Source organism: Opitutaceae bacterium (genome assembly GCA_015075305.1).
Lineage (GTDB): Bacteria > Verrucomicrobiota > Verrucomicrobiia > Opitutales > Opitutaceae > UBA6669.
The window spans coordinates 216,180-237,763 of the sequence record JABTUS010000001.1; the positions used below are offsets into that span (position 1 = coordinate 216,180).

Consider the following 21,584-nt stretch of genomic DNA (forward strand, 5'->3'; position numbering starts at 1 on the left):
TTGACCATCCTTGCCGGCTGCGCAACGTCAAATTGCTCCCGCGCGCGTCTTGCCGACGTTTTGCCGGCCGCCCCTTTCCCATGAACATCCCTCGCACTCCGACCGCCAGCCGTTCACCATCCCGCAGCCCGGCCGCTGCCGCGGGCGCGCGCCTGCGGCGCGTCCTTCTTTTCGGCCGCATCCTCCTGGCCTCCGTGTCCGGATTCTCCACCCTGTGCCACGCCGGCGACAGGGGGACGTCCGTGACGCCCGTTGAAGCAATTCCACTCTTCAACGGGAGGGATCTCTCGACCTTCGAAGTCTGGGTGCCCGCGACGGGCGGACACTCCGATCCGGATCACGTTTTCACCGTCGTTGACAACATCGATGGGGCGGCCGCCATCCGAAGCAGTGGACAGCACTTCGGCGGACTCCTCACCCGGGACAGCTACCGCGACTACAGGCTTGTGGTGGAGTACCGCTGGGGCCTGGTCACCTGGAAGCCCCGCTCGGATCGCGCGCGCGACAACGGCATCCTCCTGCACTGCCAGGGGGAGCCGGGAAATGCGGGCAAAAACTTCGATTCGCCCTGGATGCGCTCGGTGGAGTTTCAGATCATTGAGGGCGGCACCGGGGACATCATTCTTGTCGGGGGATTTGACCGCGAGTCCGGCAAACTCATTCCGGCCAGGCTCACCCTGACCGTGCAGCCCGGCCAGAAATACTGGGATCCGGCCGGAGTGCCCACCGAGTTCACCAAGGGACGAATCAACTGGCAGCACCGCGATCCCGCATGGACCGACACCCTCGGCGTTCGAGGGCCAAGGGACGTCGAAAAGCCCACGGGGGAATGGAATCGGCTCGAGGCGGTCTGCCGCGGCGGGGACGTCACCTACTTCGTCAACGGCACCAAGGTCATTGAGGGCCGAAATGGTTCGCTGACCCACGGCCGCATCCTCCTGCAATCCGAGGGTGCGGAGATCTTCTTCCGTCGTGTCGAGCTCCAGCCGCTGCACCCATGAACTCCGTGCTTCACTTCACGCTGTCCGCACTGAGACGGGCACCCATCCGCCGTCTCACTGCGGTCCTCGCGCTCACCTCATTCAATCTCACCGCGGCTCCGGATGCCGCGCCATCGCCGACAGCCCCGCGGATTTTTCAGGCCGGCGCAGCCACAAGCAACATCACCCCTTTGCTCGGAGTCCAACTTGACGGCGGCATCATGCAGATCGGACCCGCCACGGGCGTGCATGACGAGCTGCATGCAAGATGCCTCGTTCTCGACGATGGGTCCACCCGGCTCGCCTTCGTCGTCTGCGACAACACCATGATCGCCACCGAGGTCATCGAGGATGCCAAGCGGATGATCCAGGAAGCGACGGGCATGGATCCGGGCCATGTCATGATTTCCGCCACGCATTCGCACAGCACGCCCCGCGGACTCGACCTCAAGCTCGGACAGAAAAACCTCGAGTACAATCGGTTTCTGTCCGAACGGGTCGCCGACGGTGTCCGCCGCGCGATCAACAATCTCCACCCCGCAAGCATCGGCTGGGGAAGCGGCAGCAAGCCGGAGTTTGTGCAGAATCGCCGGTGGCTCGTCGAGCCGGACAAGGTGCCGCCGAATCCCTTTGGAGGAAAGGGGGAACGAGTGGTGATGGGCGCCTCGCCACCGCACAAGCTCGGGCCTTCAGGACCCGTTGACCCGGAATTGTATATTGTATCGATCAGACACCGGGACGGCCGGCCGATGGCCGTGCTTGCCAGCTACGGCCTGCACTACGTCGGTGGCATACCGAACGGCATCGTGAGCGCGGACTACTACGGCGTGTTCGCCGATGAAATGCAGCGACAGCTTGGCGCGGACCGGAGCACGCCGCCCTTTGTCGCGATGATGGCCAATGGAACCAGCGGTGACGTGCGAACACCGGCCGTGCCCGCAGCCGATTACGAACGGATGCATGCGGTGGCGGAGGAACTCGCACGCGAGGCGGTCCGCATCTGCGGCCGGATCGAGTACCGGGACTACGTCAGCCTCGACGCCGCGAAGGCGTCACTCACGCTGTCCATCCGCCGGCCGGACGCCGAACGTCTGGAATGGGCTAACAAGACCTTTCAAACCATTGCGCCCAAGGCAGCGCACCTTACTCGTTCCCAAGTGTATGCCCGGGAGGCGCGTTACCTCGCCGACTACCCGCCGACCGCGATCCTCACCTTGCAGACCTTCCGAATTGGCACGCTGGCGATCGCAACTGCTCCATGCGAAATATTCGCGGCGACAGGGCTGGCGATGAAGGCAGCCAGTCCCTTCAAGGAGACATTCATGATTGAGCTGGCCAACGGCTACTACGGCTACCTTCCCACTCCGGAGCAGCACGCTCTCGGCGGCTATGAGAGCTGGCCCGCACGCACGGCCTTCCTGGAAATCCAGGCAGAGCCCAAGATCAAGGCGTCGCTCCTTCAGCTTCTGTCCGACCTGAAGCATCGAGCCCGTCCGTAGCGCTGACAAGGTTCGCTCCGCGCCAGGTTCAGGATGATTGTTTGCTAGCCATTGCGACCGTCGATCGCCTTCCGGGCGGGCTCCCGGAAGAACAGGATGAAGACGATGAGCACCGCGATCGCGCCGATCGCAGGAGACATCCAGATGCTCTTCCAGTCATGCGTGACCGCCCCGCCTGGAGCGACGATTTGATTGGCCGCCAACACTCGTCCCGCCAGCAGCGTTCCCACAAATGCACCAACTCCCCAAAGAATGAACGCCATGAACCCCTGCACGGCCGAGCGAATGCGTTCATTGGCCTCACCATCCGCATAGAGCTGGCCGGCGATGAACAGGAAGTCATAACAAACCCCGTGCAGCAGGATCGCTGCAAAGATGAACGCCGTCTGCAGGTCCGCCATCCCGACGCTCCCGGCCAGCAGCAGATAGCGGCTCACCCAAGCAAGGATGCCGAGGAGAATTGTTTTCTTGTACCCGAGGTGCTTGAGAAACACCGGAAGCAGGAAGAGGAAAATGACATCGGACACCTGTGCCAGGCTCATCTTTCCGGCGAGTCCCGTCCATCCGATCTCCGAGAGGTAGATCGACATCATGACAAAGTAGAAGTAGAGTGGAACGCAGATCAGGAACATGCAGGCGATGAAAACCGCGAATGACGGCCGCTTCATCAGCGCAAGTGAATCCAGGCCCAGCACCTCCCCCAGGCCGACATCGCGCCCGGTCTTCCTCGGCGGGGTCGATGGCAGCCGGAATGCAAACAGCCCGAACAGGATGGATGCCCCGCCGCCAAGCATGAACTGAATCGGCGACTGCTCCCCTTGAAGCAGGCTCAGCACGACACCGGCAGCGATCCAGCCAACCGCGGACAGGATCTTGATTCTGGGAAAATCCTTCTTCGCATCCACAAGATGCGTCAAGGCCACCGAGTTCCCCAAGGCCAGCGTCGGCGCAAAGAGCGCACAGTACAGGATGAGCGTCGGATAGAATCCGCCAAAGGAATGCAGGCGCGCGAGCGCAAAGAGCACCAGCCCCCCCAGCAGGCCGAGCACTCCCAGAATCTTCTGCGATGCGAAATAGCGGTCCGCAATCAGGCCGACGAAGAATGGCGAGATCATGGATCCAATCGCAAACGCCCCGTACGCCGCACCAATCTGATCGCCGCCGAATTTCAGCACGTTCGCGAGATACGTGCCCATGCTGACATACCATGCCCCCCAGATGAAGTACTGGAGAAACATGAAAACGGAGAGTTTGAATTTGATGCCTGAATGCTGATCCATGGTTGTGGGGGGTTGATAAAATTTCGTCGCGGATCGCGCAGTCACATGCCTCACCGGCTCAATGCATTTCCGTGACGCATGAACCGATGCCCGGGCGGAAGAAGTTGAACTGCACGTTGGGGTGCGCGGCCAGCAGCGACATGGGCACCGCGCTGTCCATGTATCCACGGCTCACCATCAGCGCGGTCAGCCGCTGCCCAAACGGGCCGTCGTGGCAGCCCGCATGCCAGATCGACACTTTCTCCGCCAGCCAGGTTTCAACGGGACCCACGGTGATCGCCCTGGTCGGCACGAGCGATATGTTTCCGCCACCGGACGTTCTCGCGTTCTGCGCCAACGTCACCGGATGAAGATCCACCATGCGCGTTCCGAGTTTCCGATACTCCTCCGGCGACGGCGGTGCATCCGCATATTGACCGACGCGTTTGACCGGATCGTTGAAGGCCCAGTGTTTGATGTCGCCCTGTCCTCCCTGCATGACCTTGCAGCGCACCCCGGTCCAGCTCCTCCGAAACGTTTCAATCTCAACGGGGAAATGGAGGTTCTCCTCGGGCATCGCCAGCTCCGGGCGCATGCGGTTGAAGCAGAGTTCACGATCCGCCCTTTCGAAGGATAGCGGATGCGTGATCGGAACGCTCCGCCCGTCCTGATACCATTCATCCATGCCCCAGAAATGGGCATGCCTCAGCGACAGCCCCAGTTCATTGACGATCCGCGCCACCAGGGGCAGTTGTTCCGTCGGGCCTATCGGTCCGCAGATGCCAGCCGGATTGTCCGCCGTGGCGGACTTCCAAGCTGTGACATACTCGAGGGCTTCGGCAACGTAGAAGTCCTCAAGGGTGTCGTACATGACGATTCGAAAGCCGTCCCGCGACAGACCCTCGATGTCCCTCAAGGTCAGGCTGGCCGCCTCTTTGACGAGTTCCCTGTCAAGGGTGGTGTAATCCCACCAATCCGGTGCGATTGAGCTCAATAAGCGTGGCATGATAAATTGAGTTGCTTCAGCGTGATCGATATCCGCGCTGCACGGCCTCAGCCGGCATCGCGGGCGTCCAGTCCGCGTGGATACCCGCGGTTCAGAAGGTGTTTTCGTCCGAGCGCGTCGCGCATCGGATCGGCTCCTGCGGGACAGAATCCCAGCGGATTGTGCCTGCGCCAGCCCTCAGCCAGACGGAACCGTCCGGACATCCTTCCAACTTCACGGCTCATCGCCTCCATGCTGGCCAGGTACGAGGACATTCCCTGGGTTTCCGTCAGCCACTGCTGCTGGCTCTTGTGAGCGGCCAGCGCATCGAGTTTCAATGCATGAACCGCCTTCACGTCCACATAACTCTCCGGAATGACCAGCCGTCCCATGGCGTCGCGAAGCCCGTGCGGCAGCGCGTGATAAATCGTCACGTTTCCATCAATCGCCGTCCTTGGCGGCTGCGTGCGGTAGTTCGGCATCCCACGGACAAAGAGAGCGGTCGCGGCCAGCCGCGCCGTATTCGTGTGGTCCTCCATGTAGTCCTCGGGTGAATGCGTCAGCACGATCGACGGCGCCACCATCCTCACGACGGCTGCGATTCGTCGAAGAAGCCTCGGCTCGTAAAAGATCTCCACATCCCGTGCCAGGCTCGGATGATGCCGCGCCCCAAGGATCCTCGCTGCGGCCCGCGCCTCGCCGGCCCGCCGCTTGCGCGTCCGGACCGCGCTCTCAGCATGACTGCCACACGATCCGTCCGCCACATTGAGGTAGTGGGCCTCATAACCCGCCGCCTGCAGTTCGAGCAGCGTTCCGGCCATCATGAACTCAATGTCGTCCGGATGAGCGGCAATCGCCAGTACGCGCGGCGCGTTCATGCAAACTCATCCATCCGCACCTCGGAAGCGGTCTCCACGGATCGATCCGCAGCCAGCACCACGCGGTGCGAAACAAGGGCCTCCTGAAAGCTCGTCAGCGGCATCTCCTCACCTCGTTCAATGGCCGCAAAAAATGCCTCGAACTGTTTCTGGTAGGGATGATCGGAGACGTCACCGGAATCGAGCAGCTTCATCGACAGCGTGCTCCAGGCGTGACGATTGAGCCCCGCGATCCGCTCCGAATGGAAGCGGTTGTCGAGGAGCGATCCCTCGCTGCCGACAAGGTGCGTGTGAAAATAGTAGGGCTGCAGGCAGTCGATCACCGATGCGACCTTGCCCAGCCGTCCGTCGCGGAATTTCACGAGGGTCACCGAAGTTGTCCCATACTCGTACTTTCCGAAGATCGCATTGCCGGACTTCGTCGCATGGCTTGAAACCGAGGCGATATCCCCGCCCATGCAGAGCAGCAGTGCATCCAGCGCATGGCAGCCCGCGGAAAGCAGGCTGCTGCCGCCGTCACGCCGGGATGTGTTCCACCGAAACTGTCCATACCAGGGCCCCACACCGTGGTAGTAGTCGATTTCGCCGTAGTGGATCCTGCCCAGCAATCCATCATCTATCACCGCCTTGGTCGCGATGAACTGGCTTGAAAAGCGGCATTCATAACAGACGCAGGACCTGACACCCGCGGCGCGGATCGCCTCGGCCACCGCCAGTGCATCCGCAAGGTTGAGACTGATCGGCTTCTCGATGATGACATGTTTCCCCGCCCGGGCTGCCGCAATGACATGCGACGCATGCTGGTGGGGGAAGCTGCACACGGAAACCGCATGCAGATCCGTGCGACGAAGCATGGAATCCAGATCGGTGTATGTCTCGATCCGCCCCCCATGCCGCGCGCTCAATTCAGCGGCATCCTGGGGCCGCGATGAATAGACCGCCACCACCTGAGCCTGGCTGGTCGCATTGATGGCCTGGATGTGGGCCGTGCTCGCCCACCCATAGCCAATGATGCCTACGTTGTACTTCTTCATAGGATGGTATTGCATCGGGATTCGCGAATCGCGGCGGACAAGACCGCGCACTCAATCGGGGCATGCGCACTCACAATGATCTCAAGGATTTGACGAGCCGCTCCCAGGCTGCATTGCGCGCCGACTTGTTGGCGGCATATCGCTCAAGGGTCTGCAAGTCCGCATCGGATGCGGGTGCGGGTGCCTGGCCCGCCTTCATGAAACCATGCCCGGCGCCGGGATAAAAAACGGGGGAGTATGACTTGCCGAGCTGCTTCATCTGGCGGGTGGTGACCGACACAGTCGCATTGATCCTCGCGTCGTTCTCGGCATAAAATGCAATCACCGGACATGCGATCCGCATCAGGTCCGCATCAAGCGTCGGACCGTCTCCATAGAAGACATAGGCCGCCTTCACCCCGGATGTGTTCGTGGCGAACCGGAAGCATTCGCTTCCGCCCCAGCAGAAACCCACAATGGCCACCCGGCCATTGCAGGAGGGCAGGCCGGCGGCGTATTTGACCGCAGCGGCCAGATCCGCGGTGATCTGGGCCGGAGGAATCGCCCGCATTGCCAGGGGTATTTCATCCGTGGCGAATTCCGCCGTCCCGCCCTGCTTCGGACCGGCGCCCCACAGGAGATCCGGCGCCACGGCGATGAATCCAGCAGCGGCAAAATCATCAACCATGCCACGGGCCCAGGGAGACATTCCCCAAATGTCATGGATCATCACGACCGCGGTCGCCTTTTCGCTCACCTCCGGATACCCCACGTAGCAGGCCAGCTCGCGTCCGTCACGACGCAGGGTCGTCCACTCCAGGTGGCGGGGTGACTGTTCAGTTTTTGCCTTCGCCCAGTCCTGTGCGGAGACGCACGAACCGACGAGGAATGCAAGGAGGACCGCCAGCGTCCGGGTGTAAATCAGCGGCAATGGATTCATGGAAGCGGATTTAACTGCTCCAAGTTCGAGGTTCAATCCCTCCGGCTGGCTCCAGTTTCCGACAAAACCTGCGCAAGTTTCGCCTTCATGCGTTCGGCGAGTTTGGCATTGCCGATCAGGTTGCGCATTTCGTACGGATCCCGGTTCAAGTCGTAAAGTTCATCCGCCCCCTGGAGGTCGACGTAGTGAATGTACTTCCAGTCGTTTGTCCGGACCGCCTGGTAACCCATGTTGCGCACCCTCGGAAAAACCGTGTCGGTATAGTATTCGATGAGAAAGGCATCCCGGAGTTCCGGACCGTCCGCCTTCAGCAGCGGAATGAGAGAGTGACCCTGGTATGATTTCGGCGCCAAGGCTCCGGCGATCTCAAGAAACGTGGGAGCCAGATCGAGGGTCAGCACCATCTGGTCGCGCTTTTCCCCAGCCTTGATGAGGGACGGAAGGCGCATGAGCAGCGGGATCCGTATCGACTCCTCATAGGCGAGCCGCCGTTCCACGCTGAGACCATGCTCTCCATAAAAGTAGCCTTCATCGCCCGTTACCACGATTAGCGTGTTGTCGAGCTGACCGGTTTCTTCGAGCGCCTTTAGGATCGCACCCGTGCTTTCATCAACCCCCCTGAGCATGCGCAGCCTGCCGAGAATGGCCTCATCGCTCGATCCCGTGGCGGCGCTCAATGGCGGAAGCCCGGGTATCTCCTGTCTGAGTGCGGGTTTTCCTTCGAGCGTATCATCAATGTTGGGTCTCCGTGGAATCGGAATGCCGGAATAGAGATCCTTGTGACGTTCGGCCGGAATGAAATTGGATGCCTTCGGATCGGACAGTCTCCCGTCCGCCGCCTGCGCGGTTTCGGGATGCAATGCCTTGTGCGCAAAAAACAGCATGAACGGCTTTTCGTGCCGCCCCTTGATATAGTTCACCGCGCGGTCCGACAGCATGTCAGTCACATGGCCCTTTGTCTGAATGAATCTGCCATCAACATACAGCTTTGCGTCATAGGACGTCCCCTGCCCCAGGAGGCAGTTCCAATAGTCAAAGCCAGGGCGAGGCGTGCTGTCATTGCCCATGTGCCATTTGCCAAGAAAGGCTGTTTCGTACCCGGCCCGCTGCAGCTCCTGGGGAAAGGTCTTCAACTGGTGACTGGCCGCGCTGCGATCGGTGTTGTCGGTAATGCCGTGGGTGTGCGCGTAAAGACCCGTCAGGATGCTCGCACGACTGGGCGAGCAAAGGGGCGTCGTCGCGAACGCGCTGCGGAACATGGCGCCCTCGGATGCAATGCGATCTATCTGGGCTGTCTTGGAGACGGTGTTGCCCATGCAGGAAAGGTCGTCCCACCGAAGGTCGTCAATGAGGATGAAGACGATGTTGGGGTGCCTGGTGGCCGCCGCTTCCGCCGTCGCTCCCTGCAACAGGCTGAAAGCGGTGATCAGCAAGCAGGCGATGCGACTGATCCAGATGCCCGCCGCAGCACAAGGCTGCGATGTCGTGTGTCGAGTGGTTCCTTCGCGGTTGTGCATGGGGCTTAAGTCAGGGTTTGTTTGCAATCCTGGAGAAAAGAGGTCAGCGAAGCGTGGGTTCAATGGCGCGATTCGCGATCAGCTGACGGATCGCGGAGTCGGCGAGCGCCTCCCCATCGCCGGGCTCGTTGCGCGTGGTCGGTGGCGATGCTCCATAGGCACCCTCACTCATGGCCCGCCGGGTTGGAATGTACCCAATCGCTCCGTTCGCCAGCTCATTGAGAAACGTATACTTGTACGGGGAGTTCATTTTCACCTGCAGCCCGAGTTCCACAAAAAGTTCCCCGGGAATCCCGACAAAAGCCACTTCGTCCCCGAGCGTGATGACCATCACCTCCGCTTGAAACGTATAGTTGCCATCGATGAACGTCTCCATGACCTCTCCATCAAAAAAAGGTTTTCCCTGATGCTCCTTCACGAACTGGCGGCTCTTTGATTCCATCAGTTTCAAGCGCACGCTCTCCCGGGAAACCTTCAGGGGGGTGCTTGTGAGCGGCTCCATTCGCTGGTAGTTGCGAACCACTTCCGCTGCAAGCAGCGTCCCAATGCGCGCCGCTTCTCCATACCCCTTCACTCGATGAGGCTTTTTTGGATCCAGAAGATAGTAGTGGTTGATGTTTCCAGCCGCACCGATCGTGAATTGCGTCAGCATTTCCGGCCCCTTTACGTCACTCAGGATTTTCGCGAGCTCGTAGGCGAAATCAGCGGAGTACTTCATCCCGCCCGTTGTATCGAGATGCATGGCGAAATTCACCAGACTCGCCAGCGGCCGGCCGTCGGGCGCATCGAAATAAACGAGCGGTACCGAGGGATCAGTCGGCCCTGATTCACGCACCACGTCAACCAGTCCCTCGTCGTGGCCCTTGGCGGGATTCGCATAGACACGCCCATCCTTCATCAGGTAGCGCCGGTTGTGGGCAAGATCATCAACACGGCCGCAGGCGGCGTGGAGGCGCGCCGGCGTCAGACTTTTTTCCGCGATCCTGACACTTTCCGCAATCAGTCTCGGCAGCTCCGACAGGTAGCGATCGGCAATAGCCAGCTGTTCCCGCGTGGCCGTCTGTTGAAAAAAGCGGGGGCGCAGGTTCGGTCCCGTATGCGTGTGGGTCGAAGTGATCATCACGTTTTCCGGGGGAACACCGCAAATCTCCCCGACATGCTTTCTCGCGTCCTGGATCATCGCCAGAGGGAGACTCGTGAGATCGCACGCCACAATCGCCGCCTTTACGCCGTCATTCTCGAGGACGACAGCCTTCGCGTGAAGGGGATCATGCGTCCCTTCGGCGCCCGGTGCCGGATGCGGTGGCCGCTGGGGAACTTGAAAAGGCATTTTCTCCGGCGGGGTGATGTCAACGGCCGCGGTTCCCACCCGCAGCGTCCCGGCAAACGACAGCGGGGAAATCATCGCCGCTATGACGAGCCAGAGGGCAATGAATGCCCGGGGTGCCAGGAGTGCGTGGGACCGTTTCACCGGATGCCCCGTCTTGATAATCTCTTCCATGGACATGTTCCTTCTCATTTATGGGAGCTCCTTGATGCGGACATTCCTGAACTTCACGGCGTTGCCAGCCTTCCAAGTCGTCAATCCCTCGACGTCCGGATGAACCTGCAGCGCTATGCCACCCGTGGGCGGGAGCCCACGCGCAGTCTTTTCCGAATGCGTAAAGTCGGTGACGAGGCGACCATTGAGCCAGACACGTATCCGGGCGGGATCACCTTCAATGCGGATCGTCAGGTCGTTCCAGGTGTCCGGGCGCACCAATCGCGCGCCTTCCGTGTCCCGGGAAACATGGGTGTGACCCAGAAATGGAATGAAAATGCGCCCGACATAGCCGCGCGGACGGTAGTCAAAAGTGACCTGCTGACTCAGGCCGGTCTGACCTACGCGAAGGAAAACTCCCGTGTCCATCGGGTAGGTAACCTGAACCTGGAGTTTAAGGATGTAGTTGGTGAAGGGCCGATCGAGCCAGAGCAGCCCGCCTTTGCCCGGAGGATCCTGCGTTCCGTACAAGACTCCATCCTCCATCCACCACTTGCCCGCCCGATGAATCGGCGGCATGCCATCATGGCGCTTCCAGCCCGAAAGCGTTTTGCCATCGAACAACGGCACAAATCCATCATCTTGCGCGATTGGAGTGCCGGCGTCCGTCATGGCTTCACGCAGCACCGGCTCGATGCCATCCGCCATGCGCATGAAGCCCAGATCCGTGGGATGCAACCCGTCCACCGTATCCTCGCCATCACCGCCAAGAAGGTAAGCCGAGGATACATAGTGAAGATGTTTATCCCCGCCCTTCCTCCATTCGTCATACAACCGCCGCACATGGGCGTTCTTCTCCTCGTCCGCGGTCCGGTACGAGGCACCCATCCTGGAATGGGGCCCATAGAGGTGCTCAAGCAGCACGATCGGGGTTGCCGGATGCCGGCTACGAAATGCTTTCAAGAAGGGAGCAACCCTCTCCTTCGCCTGTTCTGCGGTCAGATTCCCAAGGCTGTCAAACACAAGGACCGAGGGATCCAACTGCGCCACCAACGCCGCCATTTCCGGTTCGGATTTGCCGTTGCCGCTGAATCCAAGGTTGATCGTCGGCCAGTCGAGTCTCCGACCAAGAATGGCCTCGTAGGACATCCCCGGGCGCGAGGCACACCCCCCCTGGGTGATGGATGTGCCATAGAACACAATCGGCTTCCGGCCATCATAACGCGGGGGTGCGGACTCAAACCTCGCACCAGGAGGCAGCCCGATCTCGACGGAGTCCACTCCATTGTACAAGGGAAGATAGAGCATGTACTCGCGCATCTCCCTGCTGAGACCGCTCACCAACACCTGCTCCTGGGATTTACCCGCGGCCCGCGGCCGCCCGATTCCGGCCCATTTCCAGCTTCCGGCGTCATTCACATACAGATCCAATCCGCTGACTCCCGTTGCCGGCATGTGGTACATGGCCGTCCTTTCCAACCGCAGTTTCCACCGCGCACGAATCGATTCCGCATCCGTTTTGAAGCGAAAACGAAGCCCGGCTGAATGTTCGGCAAGCTTCCACACTGGCTCCCGCACAACGCCTTCCGCGGACGCCGGCAGCCGGTCGAAGGGATGCTTCACCGCCTGCCAGCCCTGACCCTCAAGCCGGGCCTCCTTGATCATGTCATGCCAGACCAGCGCATCCTCCGGGCTCTTTGGCTGACCACGCAATGGACCGATCGACCAGGGTGAAATCGCAATCGCGGCTACCGCCAGTCCAATCCGCCATCTCCTGATCGGGCGCATGGCGCCAACAATATCCTTTGTAGTCATTTATTATTATATCCGTGCGAGGCTGCCGGGCGGTGCCGGTATCCGGCGAATCAGAAGGTTCCCCGGACACCCAGTTGATATTGGGCTCCAAACTGCTGGACCCTGAAGCGCTTTGCATAATCCGGCGTCTCGGCTCCGTACCGTTCAGCCGTCGGATCGTTGTTGAATATGTTGCTTCCACCGGCAAATATTGAAATGTATTTTCTTAGTATCCACGATATGGTCACATCGACTGCGGTACGATCGCCCTCGTATTCATACGCGTCTGTTCCCATCGCGGCAACCGCAGCGCCGCGCCGACCAGTTCGATAGTTCACCTTGGTGCTGAATGTGATGGGATCCAGCCGGATGGTGACACCCGCATTGATCGTCCGGCCATTCAATCCCGAGATATCCGTAAAGTAGGAGGCATTCGCAAAAACATCGAAAGGTTTGCCCCATGTGCCGAAAACGGCCAGCGGCTGACGGGCGCTGAACTCATATCCCTTCACGCTGCCCTTCCCGAGATTGTACTGCGTGCTCAACTGGTAGCCCGCATACATGGGATCCAGGCCAAGCGCGATCAGATCCTCCTCGTTGACCACCTTGACCACCGTCTGGAAGAACCCGTCAATCTGCTTGTTGAAAACGCCGGCTGTAAACGCTCCACCGCTGTTGGTGTAGTACTCCAAGGTATAGTCATAATTGTCAGCCACCCACGGACGAAGCGCGGTATTGCGCACGGAAATCGTGCCGAGCACGCCATCCGCCCCTCCGCCTCCCTCCAGATCAAACTCATTGATCGTCATGTTCGGTATAATCGAGGTCACGTTGGGGCGTCCATACGTGCGCGCATAGGCGAACCGGGCCATGAAGTTCTCGGTTATATTGTACGCCATGTTCGCACTCGGGTAGTAGCCGTCATAGGTGCGTTTCCTTTTCGAGCCTCGCTCGAACAGCGTGACATCAAGCTGCTGCAATGATCCCGCGGCACCCGCCTCGGGTTTGCGGATGCGGGCTCCCTTGCTGTCATGGGCAAACGAGCCGTCGGCATCACGCACCCACACTCCATTCGGGTCCGTGAGCAGCCCGGCACCCTCGCCGATCGTCTGCTCATAGCGAACGCCAGCGAGAACACGCAGGCGATTGCGGATAAAGCGGCCGTCAACCAGGAAGTAGCCCGCATTCACAGTCTCCTCGAAGAGCTCGGAGTTGGTCCGGCGAAACGTCTCGCCGGAAACCTGTTGGGCAAGCGTCTGGCTGAAAAGAGTGGGATTCGCCTGCCATGCGGCATAGGCGCTGACCGGTGAGAACCATGGGAGATCCGTGATGCCGGCAAATCCAAAGTCGCGATTCGTGCGCCCCGCACGACTCATGTCAGAAAGGTAGTCGCTCGAATGATCCCAAGTGGACGCATTGCCGTCCGGCCCATTGTAGGTATACGCCTCGCTCTTGCGACGCGTATCGAACTTTTGATACCTTTGCGCACCACCAATCTCCACTGCAAGGGGGAATGGCAGGCTATGGATGCGGCGGCGAACGCTTGCATCCACGGTATATACCTCGTTCGTGATCAATCTTGGCACTGAGGTGGCGGCGGTAAGCCGGTAGTTCTTGGCGTCAGTGATGTCGACGGACTTGCCCGCTGCATCCGTGAAGCGAATGGAGCCCGGAGCGTTCTGACTAATATCCAGGAAATCGACTGTATAGAGAGATCCAACGAATCCGGGTAGTCCGATGAGCTGATTGGTGGTCGAATAGAATTGCCCCGCCTCCGTGTCATTCATGGCGGTCTTGGATTTTGACCAGCTGCCGCCTGCCTTGATCTGCCAGTCTCCATTGTCGAAGCGATACCGCAGATTGCCGAATTTGGTTGCGCCATCGATGACATAGTTTTGCCCGTCGAGCGTCATGGATCCACGCCCCGTCGCACCATGGGTGTGGTCCGCCCCCCAGCTGAGCGCCTGGCCACCGGCGGTGGGAACGGCGTTTGTTCCCGTGTTGGCCACCATCTGGCTCATTGAGTACCGGGTCAGATAATCACCATATTGAAGCGTCGCCGACAAAACCGAATTGGGCGTCACCCGCCAGTCAGCCTTGACGTTGATTGAATCACGGTACGTGTAGCGTGGAGCATCCTGCAGCGTAAACGACTGCATGAACGGATTGCTCACCGAGGCTGCTGTGTTTGCCAGGCTCGTGTTGAACACTTTGGCCGCCACATGCCGCTCGTCATAGCGATTCAGGCTGCTTGACGATACCGTTATCCCGAACCGGTCATTGACGGGCATGATGTAGGAGAACTCGACGCTTGGCAGGATTCGGTGAGCGAGCTTGTCCTGCGGGCTTTTCATCCGCTTGAGGCTGATGTTGTCCTTCGCGCCCGTGAAAAACATGCGGTAATTGAACTGTGGCGTCTTGCGTTCGAATGCACTCTTGCTGATGAGATTGATGATGCCGCCCATGGAATCCGCCGGATCGCTTGGCGTGGGCACCTTTGTCAGCTCAATCCTTGAGAGATTGTTCATCGACACCTGATAGAACTGGAAAACGCGGCTGGCCCCCCCGGTGTGGGCGTTGGCCATCTGCGCACCGTCCGTGGACACCTGGGTAAGATTGCTGGCAAGCCCGCGGACCGTCACCGAGGCGATCTGCGGATCCGCAAAGTCAGCCTGGATGCTCGGCATGTATTTCAGGAATTCCCCGACATTGCCCTCAGAGATGTCGCCAAACGCATCCGCAGCCAGCACGCTCTTTATGTTGCCCGCAAAGCGCTGCTCGTTCACCGCCAGTGCATCCGCCGTCATTTCCGACTCCGCCGTCACCTTGAAGGCATCCAGCTTCACCACGCCCCGGTCATCCGGCCCCCGTGCAATGCTTGAAAGAAAGACCTCCTGGTTGACAATCGCCCCCGGCTTCACGCTCAGCCTGACCTTCTCGGTCGGAAGTCCCGTGTAAAAGACCTGCAGGTCAACCGGTCCGGCTGGCAGGTCGTTCAACCAGAAGATTCCCGTCTCATCCGTGAACGCCTGTCTGTTGGACCCAATGACTGAAACCCGCGCATTGACCAGAAACTGACCGGTGTCGGAGTTTTGAACACGCCCGGTGACTGTTCCAGTCGACTCGCCGGCGAACACCCCCGCGGATTGCGCCGCAGCCTTGCCGGGAGGAATGAGGAGCGGGAGACAGACCGCCAGAACGAGGCTGATCGTCCGCGAGATCACGTGGATTTGTCGATTCATGATTTTGTTTGAGTCAGGTTCGTTCACACCGGCTGCGGAACGGGAGGAGGGAACGTCGTTCGGAGCGCTCGTTCCGGCAGCCGGCAAAGGCGGGATTGGTTGGTAACGATTCGCGATCTGAACATAGTGAATAATAGAGTCAAGCTCCAAGCTTGGAAATCAGTGGAATTTTCCACGTCGTTCCCGGGAACGGTCTGCCGCACCGCCCTGCTCACCCCGAAGCCTGCCGCGCCCGGCGGGCCGGGGGCGGATGAAGGAGCCTTCCAGCCCTCCCCGGAAATCTCGCATTCATCGTGCGGCGCGTGCCGGGTCTATCCGTGTGAGCGCGAGCCTGAAGCCAAGCCGGTTTCCACGGTCGGCCGGGGAAAGCCAGCGGCGCAGCGCCGACCGGCAGTTCCCCTCCGGACAGTTCCAGCTTCCCCCTCGACTGACGCGATAGGTGCCGTCGCCCGGCACAACCATCGCCCCATGCGAATCCACTCGCAGGTTGTCGGTGTACCAGTCGATGCACCATTCCCAGACATTGCCGTGCATGTCGTAGAGCCCCCAGGCATTGGGTTCCTTCTTCCCTACGATATGGCTGGTCTCCTCGTGATCGTGAACATACCAGCCCATCGCATTCAAATCGCCGGCATAGGCGGTCGTCGTTCCCGCCCGGCAGGCATACTCCCACTGCGCCTCGGTGGGCAGGGTGTAATTGTACCCCGGGGGCAGCCGTTCGGCCGCCTTTTCCCGTTCATTCAGGCGCCGGCAGAACTCCATCGCATCGCGCCAGGAAACGCTCTCGACCGGTCCGTTGAGTCCGACGGCCTTGAAATGGCTTGGGTTGCTGGACATCAATGCGACCCATTCGCCCTGAGTGACCTCGCATCTGCCGAGCCAGAACCCGTCCGGCAGCGTCACTTTCACCTGCGGCCCTTCATCCGCCGCGCGATATGCCTCGGATTCCGGGCTGCCCATCATGAACGTACCGGGGGCAATCCAGACCAGGTCGAGTCCGAGACCGGGAATGGTGTATTTCTGCCCCGCGCGAGGAACCGGAATCTCCGGCAGCGTCACCTTGACGACTTGATCGTCCCCCAGCCCAACCGTCGCAATGATACTGGTCGGCGTGTGCCCTTTGCGAAATGCCGTCAGGCTGAGGCTTCCTCCGCGCATGAGCTCAAACTTCACCGGAGTCATGCCCATGTTGATGCCGTTCTCATCGACCAGCGTCGCGCCCGATGGATCCGTTTCCACGCGCACAACACCAACAAAACGCTGCTGCCAGCGGAGAAAATTCGAATCCGATGCTCCCGCGAGCGCGCGCAATGCAAGGAGTTTCTCCTTCCAGTCCGAATTCACCGCCTTGGCTCCGGGTTCGTCAAGGTACGCAAGCTCGGCCTTCAGGGAGGCGATTGTTCGTTCGACAGCGCCCGGCTCCTCGCCGCGAAGCGTTGTCAGCGCCGCTTCAGGCCAGTCATTTCCCTCCCGCGTCAGCCAGTCGACGAGGGGTTTGCCGACCATGGCGTACCGCCGGTTCTCCGGCTCGGTCCTGAGTTTTTCTCCCTGGGATGCCGCCACCTGGATTTCGGCCAGCGCACCGTCCGGATTGCCGGACTGGAAAAGTCGCTCCGCCGCCTGGAGATGCGCCCGCGCCGGGTGCTGAGCCGCAAATGCCTTCAGCCATTTCTCGTAGGCTTCGAGAAGCGCAAGCCTGCGGCGGGTCCACTCCTGGCGCCAGCCCGTGTCGGAACCGAGCGAATGCGCGGCGGCCCTTTGTTTCTTCACGCTCTCCGACACCTCATCCAGATAGGGCTGGACCTCCTGCAACCGCGCCTTTTCCGCCTCAAGTTGCTCGCGAGCCTTCTTCTCAAGGGCAACTTTCTGCTCCGCCAGTCGTGCCTGTTCATGCGCACGAGCCTGCGCCTCGCGCTCCTGGCTCGCGCGGGTGACGGCATTTTCACGCTCAACCCGCGCCGTCGCCTCGTTCGCAATGCGTTCCGCGTCCGAGCGTTTCTTCCAGGTCCAGCCAAAAGCGAGAGCCACAAAAAGCGCCGCTACAACCGCCCCGGGGATGAGAAACCGCCGGGAAAGCCGGACTTTTTCCATCGCCCAGGGTGAGAGTCCGGAAAGGCCGGGCACCCTCTTCTTATGGCCCCCCTCCGTCGCGGTACCGGCAGATGGTTCGCCCTCGAGCGACTCAAGATCCCACTCTGTCGCATCGAGCTCCAACGCCTCATAGGCACGGATGAGATCATTCAGCGCATCCTGATACCGCTCCTTCAAGCCCGGGGTGGCCGCCTGTTGTATCTTCTCTTCCAGCAATGCCCGCTTCTCGTCAAACATGCGGGTTCGTTCATCGCGTGAGGCCCCCACTTCCACCCCCAGGATTTCAAGAGCCCGTTTTTGTGTGAAGGGAACTCGAGACATCGGTTGGCGGACGGAAGCGGAGGTTCAGGAAGCGCGTAAGGCTCACGCAGGCGGCCTTGGAAGCGAATCCGTGCCGGCACCGCGCGCCAACTTGATCAAACGGATCTTCCCTCCTGCTTCCAGCCCAGAAATGCTCGGTTGGAAAAGAGTCCCGCGTCTCAGAGTTTCGCCGCAGCAAGGTCGTCCACCAGCCAGATCACCCGGTCCGACGCCGTCGCAAGGATCTTGGCGGGAACGGCATTCCACTCCTCATCGCCCAGCATGACGCGGCGCAGGGCACTCGCCTTTCCCGCTCCCATCACCATCACGATGATCAATCCGCAGGTGCGCAGTCCTGTCGGCGTGATGGTCAGCCGCCATCCCCGTTCGACGGTTTTCACCGCTGTGAAATCGACCCCTCCATCATCCTCGAGCAGCTGTTCCCCGGGAAAAAAGGAGGCGGTATGGGTGTCATCCCCCATGCCCAGCATGCACACGCCGTAGGACTGTTTCGGACCTGTGAGCGCCACCATCGTCGCCCCATACGCCTGCGCTGCCTGCGCGGGCCGAAGTTCAACCGGCCAGGCATGGCAGCGAGACGCCGGGATGCCCAAGGGTTCAAACAGCAGCCGTCGGGCATTGCCGAAATTGCTGTCGCGACTATCAACGGGAACCATGCGCTCGTCGCTCACTGTGAAATGCGCATCTGCCAGCACGTCCGGTGATAGCGCCCGGTTAGCCACGACCCAGCGAAACCAGTCTTTCGGCGTATTCCCTCCGCTCAGGGCGACTGTGTAAGCCCCCATCCTTTTCTTGGGCAGTTCGTCGGCGATGAGCAGGGCAGCCCGGGCGTAGAGTGCATCAACCGCGCCGACAACGACCCGGCCGTAAGGATTCGCAAATTCACGCATGAAAACTGTTCCGAAAAATCGACGGTGCACGCCGCCTAGAAAAACATCGCCTCACTCAGCGCGAGTTCAGGCGCAAGCAGTCGCACGGTCGAGGGCAGGTGGACCGGTTCACCGGAGAAATTCGTCTCGAAAGCACCTTGATGCGTCAGGAAATTTCCATGCCACACGAATCGGCGCGCATCGTTGTATGCCAGCTTCATCGACAGGGAATCCGAACCGGATGAGGGGGTCACCAGAAGTTGATGTGGTGTTTTCTTAGCATCCGCCTCACACGCAGCCAGTCGGTCAGCCAGCCAGCGGCTCAGACTGAAGGCCTCCGCCCGATAATCCGGAGCGTGGGTGAGCGAAATGGACTGCAGTCCTCTGACGAGGGTTTCCGGCTGCATTCCGGACAGGAACTGACCAACGATCTGTCGGACATGAAGGAGTCGCGCAAAAGCGAGATCACGCACCGCCTCCGGACGAGGCCACGGGTGGAAAAGCGCATCGACCGGCACCACTGCCGTGTCAAAAATAACGCGTTTCGAACGGCGCAGCAGGTACTGGTACTCCGCCAGCTTTGCAGCCCCCGAAAATCGGTGCACCCAGTAGTACAAGGGCAGATCCGTCGACAGGCAGACCGAGACCTGGTTCTCAAGGTACGGGCGCGCGGAAACCGGATAACTCAGGATCACAACCTCGACGCAGCGCGTGTCGCCCTTCGACTTTCCAAAAAAGCACTCTCCATAGACCTTCGCGCGTATTTCTTTGATTTCAGATCCCTCCGGCAGCGGACAGAGCACCACCACGCGGCAGGGATACCGCTGGGCGAATCTCAACGCGACCTGGAATTGCACGAGTGCATCATCCGGGCTCGTGGGCAGTCCAAGGTGAAGCACCAGATTGAGCTGGGTCGCCTTCACCTCATCGGGCGGTAGTGCCGTTTTCCCGGAGGCTGCGACATCCGCCCACATGTCGCGCAGGCTTTTCGAAACGGAACTGACCGATGCCTCGATCCCGGGGAGCGCGTCGAATACGTCGGACATGCGGTCAGGGCTGGCGCCAGACATGATTTCCGCGGGCAAGCAGTTCGTCCGCATTGGCGGGCCCCCATGATCCGGAGGCATAACTCTCCATCCCCTCCCGGCCGGCCGCCGCCCAGGATTGCAGCACCGGCGTATACAGCCTCCAGGATGTCTCGGCTTCATCCCCGCGAATGAAGAGCGTACCGTCGCCGATCATCGCGTCGAGCACGAGCCGTTCGTAGGCCTCCGGAGTGTTCGAGCCATATGTCGTGCTGTACTTGAAGTTCATCTTCACCGGCTGCATCCGGGTTTCGAGCCCGGGGACCTTGCCATTGAGGATCAGGCTGAGCCCCTCATCCGGCTGGATCTGGAACGCCAGCGTATTGGGCGCGAGGCTGAAGCGATCCCCCTCGGCGAACAGTGCGCCCGGGGGACGCTTGAACTGGATCGCGATCTCGCTCACCCGCCGCGCCATGCGTTTTCCGGAGCGAAGATAGAAGGGAACGCCCTGCCAGCGCCAGTTGTGAATCGAAAGCCGGATCGCCGCATAGGTTTCTGTGGCGGATTTCGCGGCGATTCCCTCCTCCTCCAGATACCCCTTCACGGGTTTTCCCGAAATCATGCCCGCCGCATACTGGGCGCGGGCGACGTCGCCGCCGGGTCCAAGTCGAAGCGGCTGGATCGCCCGGAGAACCTTGACCTTCTCATCGCGCACAGACTCGGCGTCGAGCGACACCGGAGGCTCCATCGCCGTCAGCGCGAGGAGCTGCATGGTGTGATTCTGGATCATGTCGCGCAGCGCGCCGCTTTGCTCGTAGTAGCCGCCCCGCGTGCCAACGCCCACCTCCTCCGCGACGGTTATCTGCACGCTGTCGATGTACGTGCGATTCCAGAGCGGCTCGAAAATCGAATTGGCGAAGCGCTGCACCAGCAGGTCCTGCACGGTCTCCTTCCCCAGATAGTGGTCGATGCGATAGACCTGATTCTCCTCGAAGACCGATCGAATCGTGCCATTCAGAGCCACCGCAGAGGACAGGTCCTTGCCGAAGGGTTTTTCGATGATGACTTTCGCGTGGTGCGGCGTGCCGCGATGACGCGCGGCCAGCCCGCTCGCGCCCAGGTTGAGCAGGATTGGCGCGAACACCGACGGCGGTGTCGAGATGTAGAAGAGTGGCTGCACATCCCTGCCTATGCGCTTTTCGATGGCGCCGATCGCCGCGGCGAGGCGGTCAAATGCCGCCTTGTCGTCGTATCCACCAGCCACATACGTCGTGTGCGCGGCCACGCGGCTCCAGACCTCGGGGTTGAGCTCCCGCCTCGAAAACTCCTTGATCGCATCGGACGCGAGGGTCCGAAACTCCTCGTCCGGAATTTCCTTCCGTCCGTAGCCAATCAGGTAAAAATCCGCCGGAAGCAGATTGTCGACCGCCAGATTGTAAACGGCCGGAATCAGCTTGCGGGCCGTGAGGTCACCGGAAGCGCCAAAAATCACGACAACGGTCGGCGGAGCGCCCCGGTGCTTGCTCAGCCCCTGAAGAAAAGGATGTCTTGAGGAATCATCGGCCATGGAAAATACGGAGTATGGTTGATCCCGATTTCGATGGGCAACCCCCATTTGCAGGCGCCCGTACCCGGCGTCTCATCGGTCTGAAGCGGCATGCGCTCAGCCGTCTGCGCATTGACCCGGTTTC

At 60.6% G+C, this 21,584-nt stretch carries 15 protein-coding genes; 2 read left to right on the forward strand and 13 right to left on the reverse strand.

Annotated features, from left to right (window positions below):
* The first annotated feature begins 80 nt into the window (after positions 1–80).
* On the forward strand, positions 81–1,001 hold the full coding sequence (locus tag HS122_00835) for a DUF1080 domain-containing protein (GenBank protein MBE7536940.1): 921 nt from the start codon (positions 81–83) through the stop codon (positions 999–1,001).
* Positions 998–2,479 carry a neutral/alkaline non-lysosomal ceramidase N-terminal domain-containing protein gene (locus HS122_00840; GenBank protein MBE7536941.1) on the forward strand — a complete coding sequence of 494 codons (1,482 nt, stop codon included), beginning with the start codon at positions 998–1,000 and terminating at the stop codon, positions 2,477–2,479. Before HS122_00835 ends, HS122_00840 begins: the two co-directional genes overlap by 4 nt.
* A gap of 44 nt (positions 2,480–2,523) precedes the next feature.
* Here HS122_00840 and HS122_00845 read toward each other — a convergent pair whose 3' ends face one another.
* The 13 genes from HS122_00845 to zwf form a co-directional block, all read right to left on the reverse strand.
* A complete protein-coding gene (locus HS122_00845) occupies positions 2,524–3,759 on the reverse strand; it encodes an MFS transporter (protein MBE7536942.1) in 1,236 nt (411 codons plus the stop codon).
* A gap of 58 nt (positions 3,760–3,817) precedes the next feature.
* Entirely contained in the window at positions 3,818–4,744 is a 927-nt protein-coding gene (locus tag HS122_00850) for a glucosamine-6-phosphate isomerase (protein ID MBE7536943.1), read from the reverse strand.
* A 47-nt stretch (positions 4,745–4,791) separates the two neighbouring features.
* Positions 4,792–5,601, reverse strand: coding sequence for a PIG-L family deacetylase (locus HS122_00855; GenBank protein MBE7536944.1), 810 nt, complete (start codon positions 5,599–5,601; stop codon positions 4,792–4,794).
* The gene (locus HS122_00860; GenBank protein MBE7536945.1) at positions 5,598–6,635 is read right to left on the reverse strand and encodes a Gfo/Idh/MocA family oxidoreductase; all 1,038 of its coding nucleotides are present in this window, start codon (positions 6,633–6,635) and stop codon (positions 5,598–5,600) included. The genes HS122_00855 and HS122_00860 overlap by 4 nt, the downstream gene beginning before the upstream one ends.
* A gap of 70 nt (positions 6,636–6,705) precedes the next feature.
* On the reverse strand, positions 6,706–7,554 hold the full coding sequence (locus HS122_00865; GenBank protein ID MBE7536946.1) for a dienelactone hydrolase family protein: 849 nt from the start codon (positions 7,552–7,554) through the stop codon (positions 6,706–6,708).
* 32 nt (positions 7,555–7,586) lie between these two features.
* On the reverse strand, positions 7,587–9,071 hold the full coding sequence (locus tag HS122_00870; GenBank protein MBE7536947.1) for a sulfatase: 1,485 nt from the start codon (positions 9,069–9,071) through the stop codon (positions 7,587–7,589).
* A 43-nt stretch (positions 9,072–9,114) separates the two neighbouring features.
* A complete protein-coding gene (locus tag HS122_00875) occupies positions 9,115–10,572 on the reverse strand; it encodes a hypothetical protein (protein MBE7536948.1) in 1,458 nt (485 codons plus the stop codon).
* Positions 10,573–10,590: 18 nt separating this feature from the next.
* Positions 10,591–12,366, reverse strand: a complete 1,776-nt coding sequence (locus tag HS122_00880; GenBank protein MBE7536949.1) for a DUF1080 domain-containing protein — start codon at positions 12,364–12,366, stop codon at positions 10,591–10,593.
* Positions 12,367–12,416: 50 nt separating this feature from the next.
* A complete protein-coding gene (locus tag HS122_00885; protein MBE7536950.1) occupies positions 12,417–15,587 on the reverse strand; it encodes a TonB-dependent receptor in 3,171 nt (1,056 codons plus the stop codon).
* A 288-nt stretch (positions 15,588–15,875) separates the two neighbouring features.
* Positions 15,876–17,999 (reverse strand): SUMF1/EgtB/PvdO family nonheme iron enzyme, encoded by a 2,124-nt coding sequence (locus tag HS122_00890; GenBank protein ID MBE7536951.1) that lies wholly within the window; start codon positions 17,997–17,999, stop codon positions 15,876–15,878.
* 158 nt (positions 18,000–18,157) lie between these two features.
* Positions 18,158–18,889, reverse strand: coding sequence for a 6-phosphogluconolactonase (pgl, locus tag HS122_00895; protein ID MBE7536952.1), 732 nt, complete (start codon positions 18,887–18,889; stop codon positions 18,158–18,160).
* A gap of 35 nt (positions 18,890–18,924) precedes the next feature.
* Positions 18,925–19,914 carry a glucose-6-phosphate dehydrogenase assembly protein OpcA gene (locus HS122_00900; GenBank protein MBE7536953.1) on the reverse strand — a complete coding sequence of 330 codons (990 nt, stop codon included), beginning with the start codon at positions 19,912–19,914 and terminating at the stop codon, positions 18,925–18,927.
* 4 nt (positions 19,915–19,918) lie between these two features.
* On the reverse strand, positions 19,919–21,460 hold the full coding sequence (gene zwf, locus HS122_00905) for a glucose-6-phosphate dehydrogenase (GenBank protein MBE7536954.1): 1,542 nt from the start codon (positions 21,458–21,460) through the stop codon (positions 19,919–19,921).
* Positions 21,461–21,584: the final 124 nt, after the last annotated feature.

What these genes read in the sequence shown, in the direction of transcription:
- HS122_00835 (MBE7536940.1), top strand. Translation starts at nt 81, where the DNA reads ATGAACATCCCTCGCACTCCGACCGCCAGCCGTTCACCATCCCGCAGC.
- HS122_00840 (MBE7536941.1), top strand. Translation starts at nt 998, where the DNA reads ATGAACTCCGTGCTTCACTTCACGCTGTCCGCACTGAGACGGGCACCC.
- HS122_00845 (MBE7536942.1), bottom strand. Translation starts at nt 3,759, where the DNA reads ATGGATCAGCATTCAGGCATCAAATTCAAACTCTCCGTTTTCATGTTT.
- HS122_00850 (MBE7536943.1), bottom strand. Translation starts at nt 4,744, where the DNA reads ATGCCACGCTTATTGAGCTCAATCGCACCGGATTGGTGGGATTACACC.
- HS122_00855 (MBE7536944.1), bottom strand. Translation starts at nt 5,601, where the DNA reads ATGAACGCGCCGCGCGTACTGGCGATTGCCGCTCATCCGGACGACATT.
- HS122_00860 (MBE7536945.1), bottom strand. Translation starts at nt 6,635, where the DNA reads ATGAAGAAGTACAACGTAGGCATCATTGGCTATGGGTGGGCGAGCACG.
- HS122_00865 (MBE7536946.1), bottom strand. Translation starts at nt 7,554, where the DNA reads ATGAATCCATTGCCGCTGATTTACACCCGGACGCTGGCGGTCCTCCTT.
- HS122_00870 (MBE7536947.1), bottom strand. Translation starts at nt 9,071, where the DNA reads ATGCACAACCGCGAAGGAACCACTCGACACACGACATCGCAGCCTTGT.
- HS122_00875 (MBE7536948.1), bottom strand. Translation starts at nt 10,572, where the DNA reads ATGGAAGAGATTATCAAGACGGGGCATCCGGTGAAACGGTCCCACGCA.
- HS122_00880 (MBE7536949.1), bottom strand. Translation starts at nt 12,366, where the DNA reads ATGACTACAAAGGATATTGTTGGCGCCATGCGCCCGATCAGGAGATGG.
- HS122_00885 (MBE7536950.1), bottom strand. Translation starts at nt 15,587, where the DNA reads ATGAATCGACAAATCCACGTGATCTCGCGGACGATCAGCCTCGTTCTG.
- HS122_00890 (MBE7536951.1), bottom strand. Translation starts at nt 17,999, where the DNA reads ATGTCTCGAGTTCCCTTCACACAAAAACGGGCTCTTGAAATCCTGGGG.
- pgl (MBE7536952.1), bottom strand. Translation starts at nt 18,889, where the DNA reads ATGCGTGAATTTGCGAATCCTTACGGCCGGGTCGTTGTCGGCGCGGTT.
- HS122_00900 (MBE7536953.1), bottom strand. Translation starts at nt 19,914, where the DNA reads ATGTCCGACGTATTCGACGCGCTCCCCGGGATCGAGGCATCGGTCAGT.
- zwf (MBE7536954.1), bottom strand. Translation starts at nt 21,460, where the DNA reads ATGGCCGATGATTCCTCAAGACATCCTTTTCTTCAGGGGCTGAGCAAG.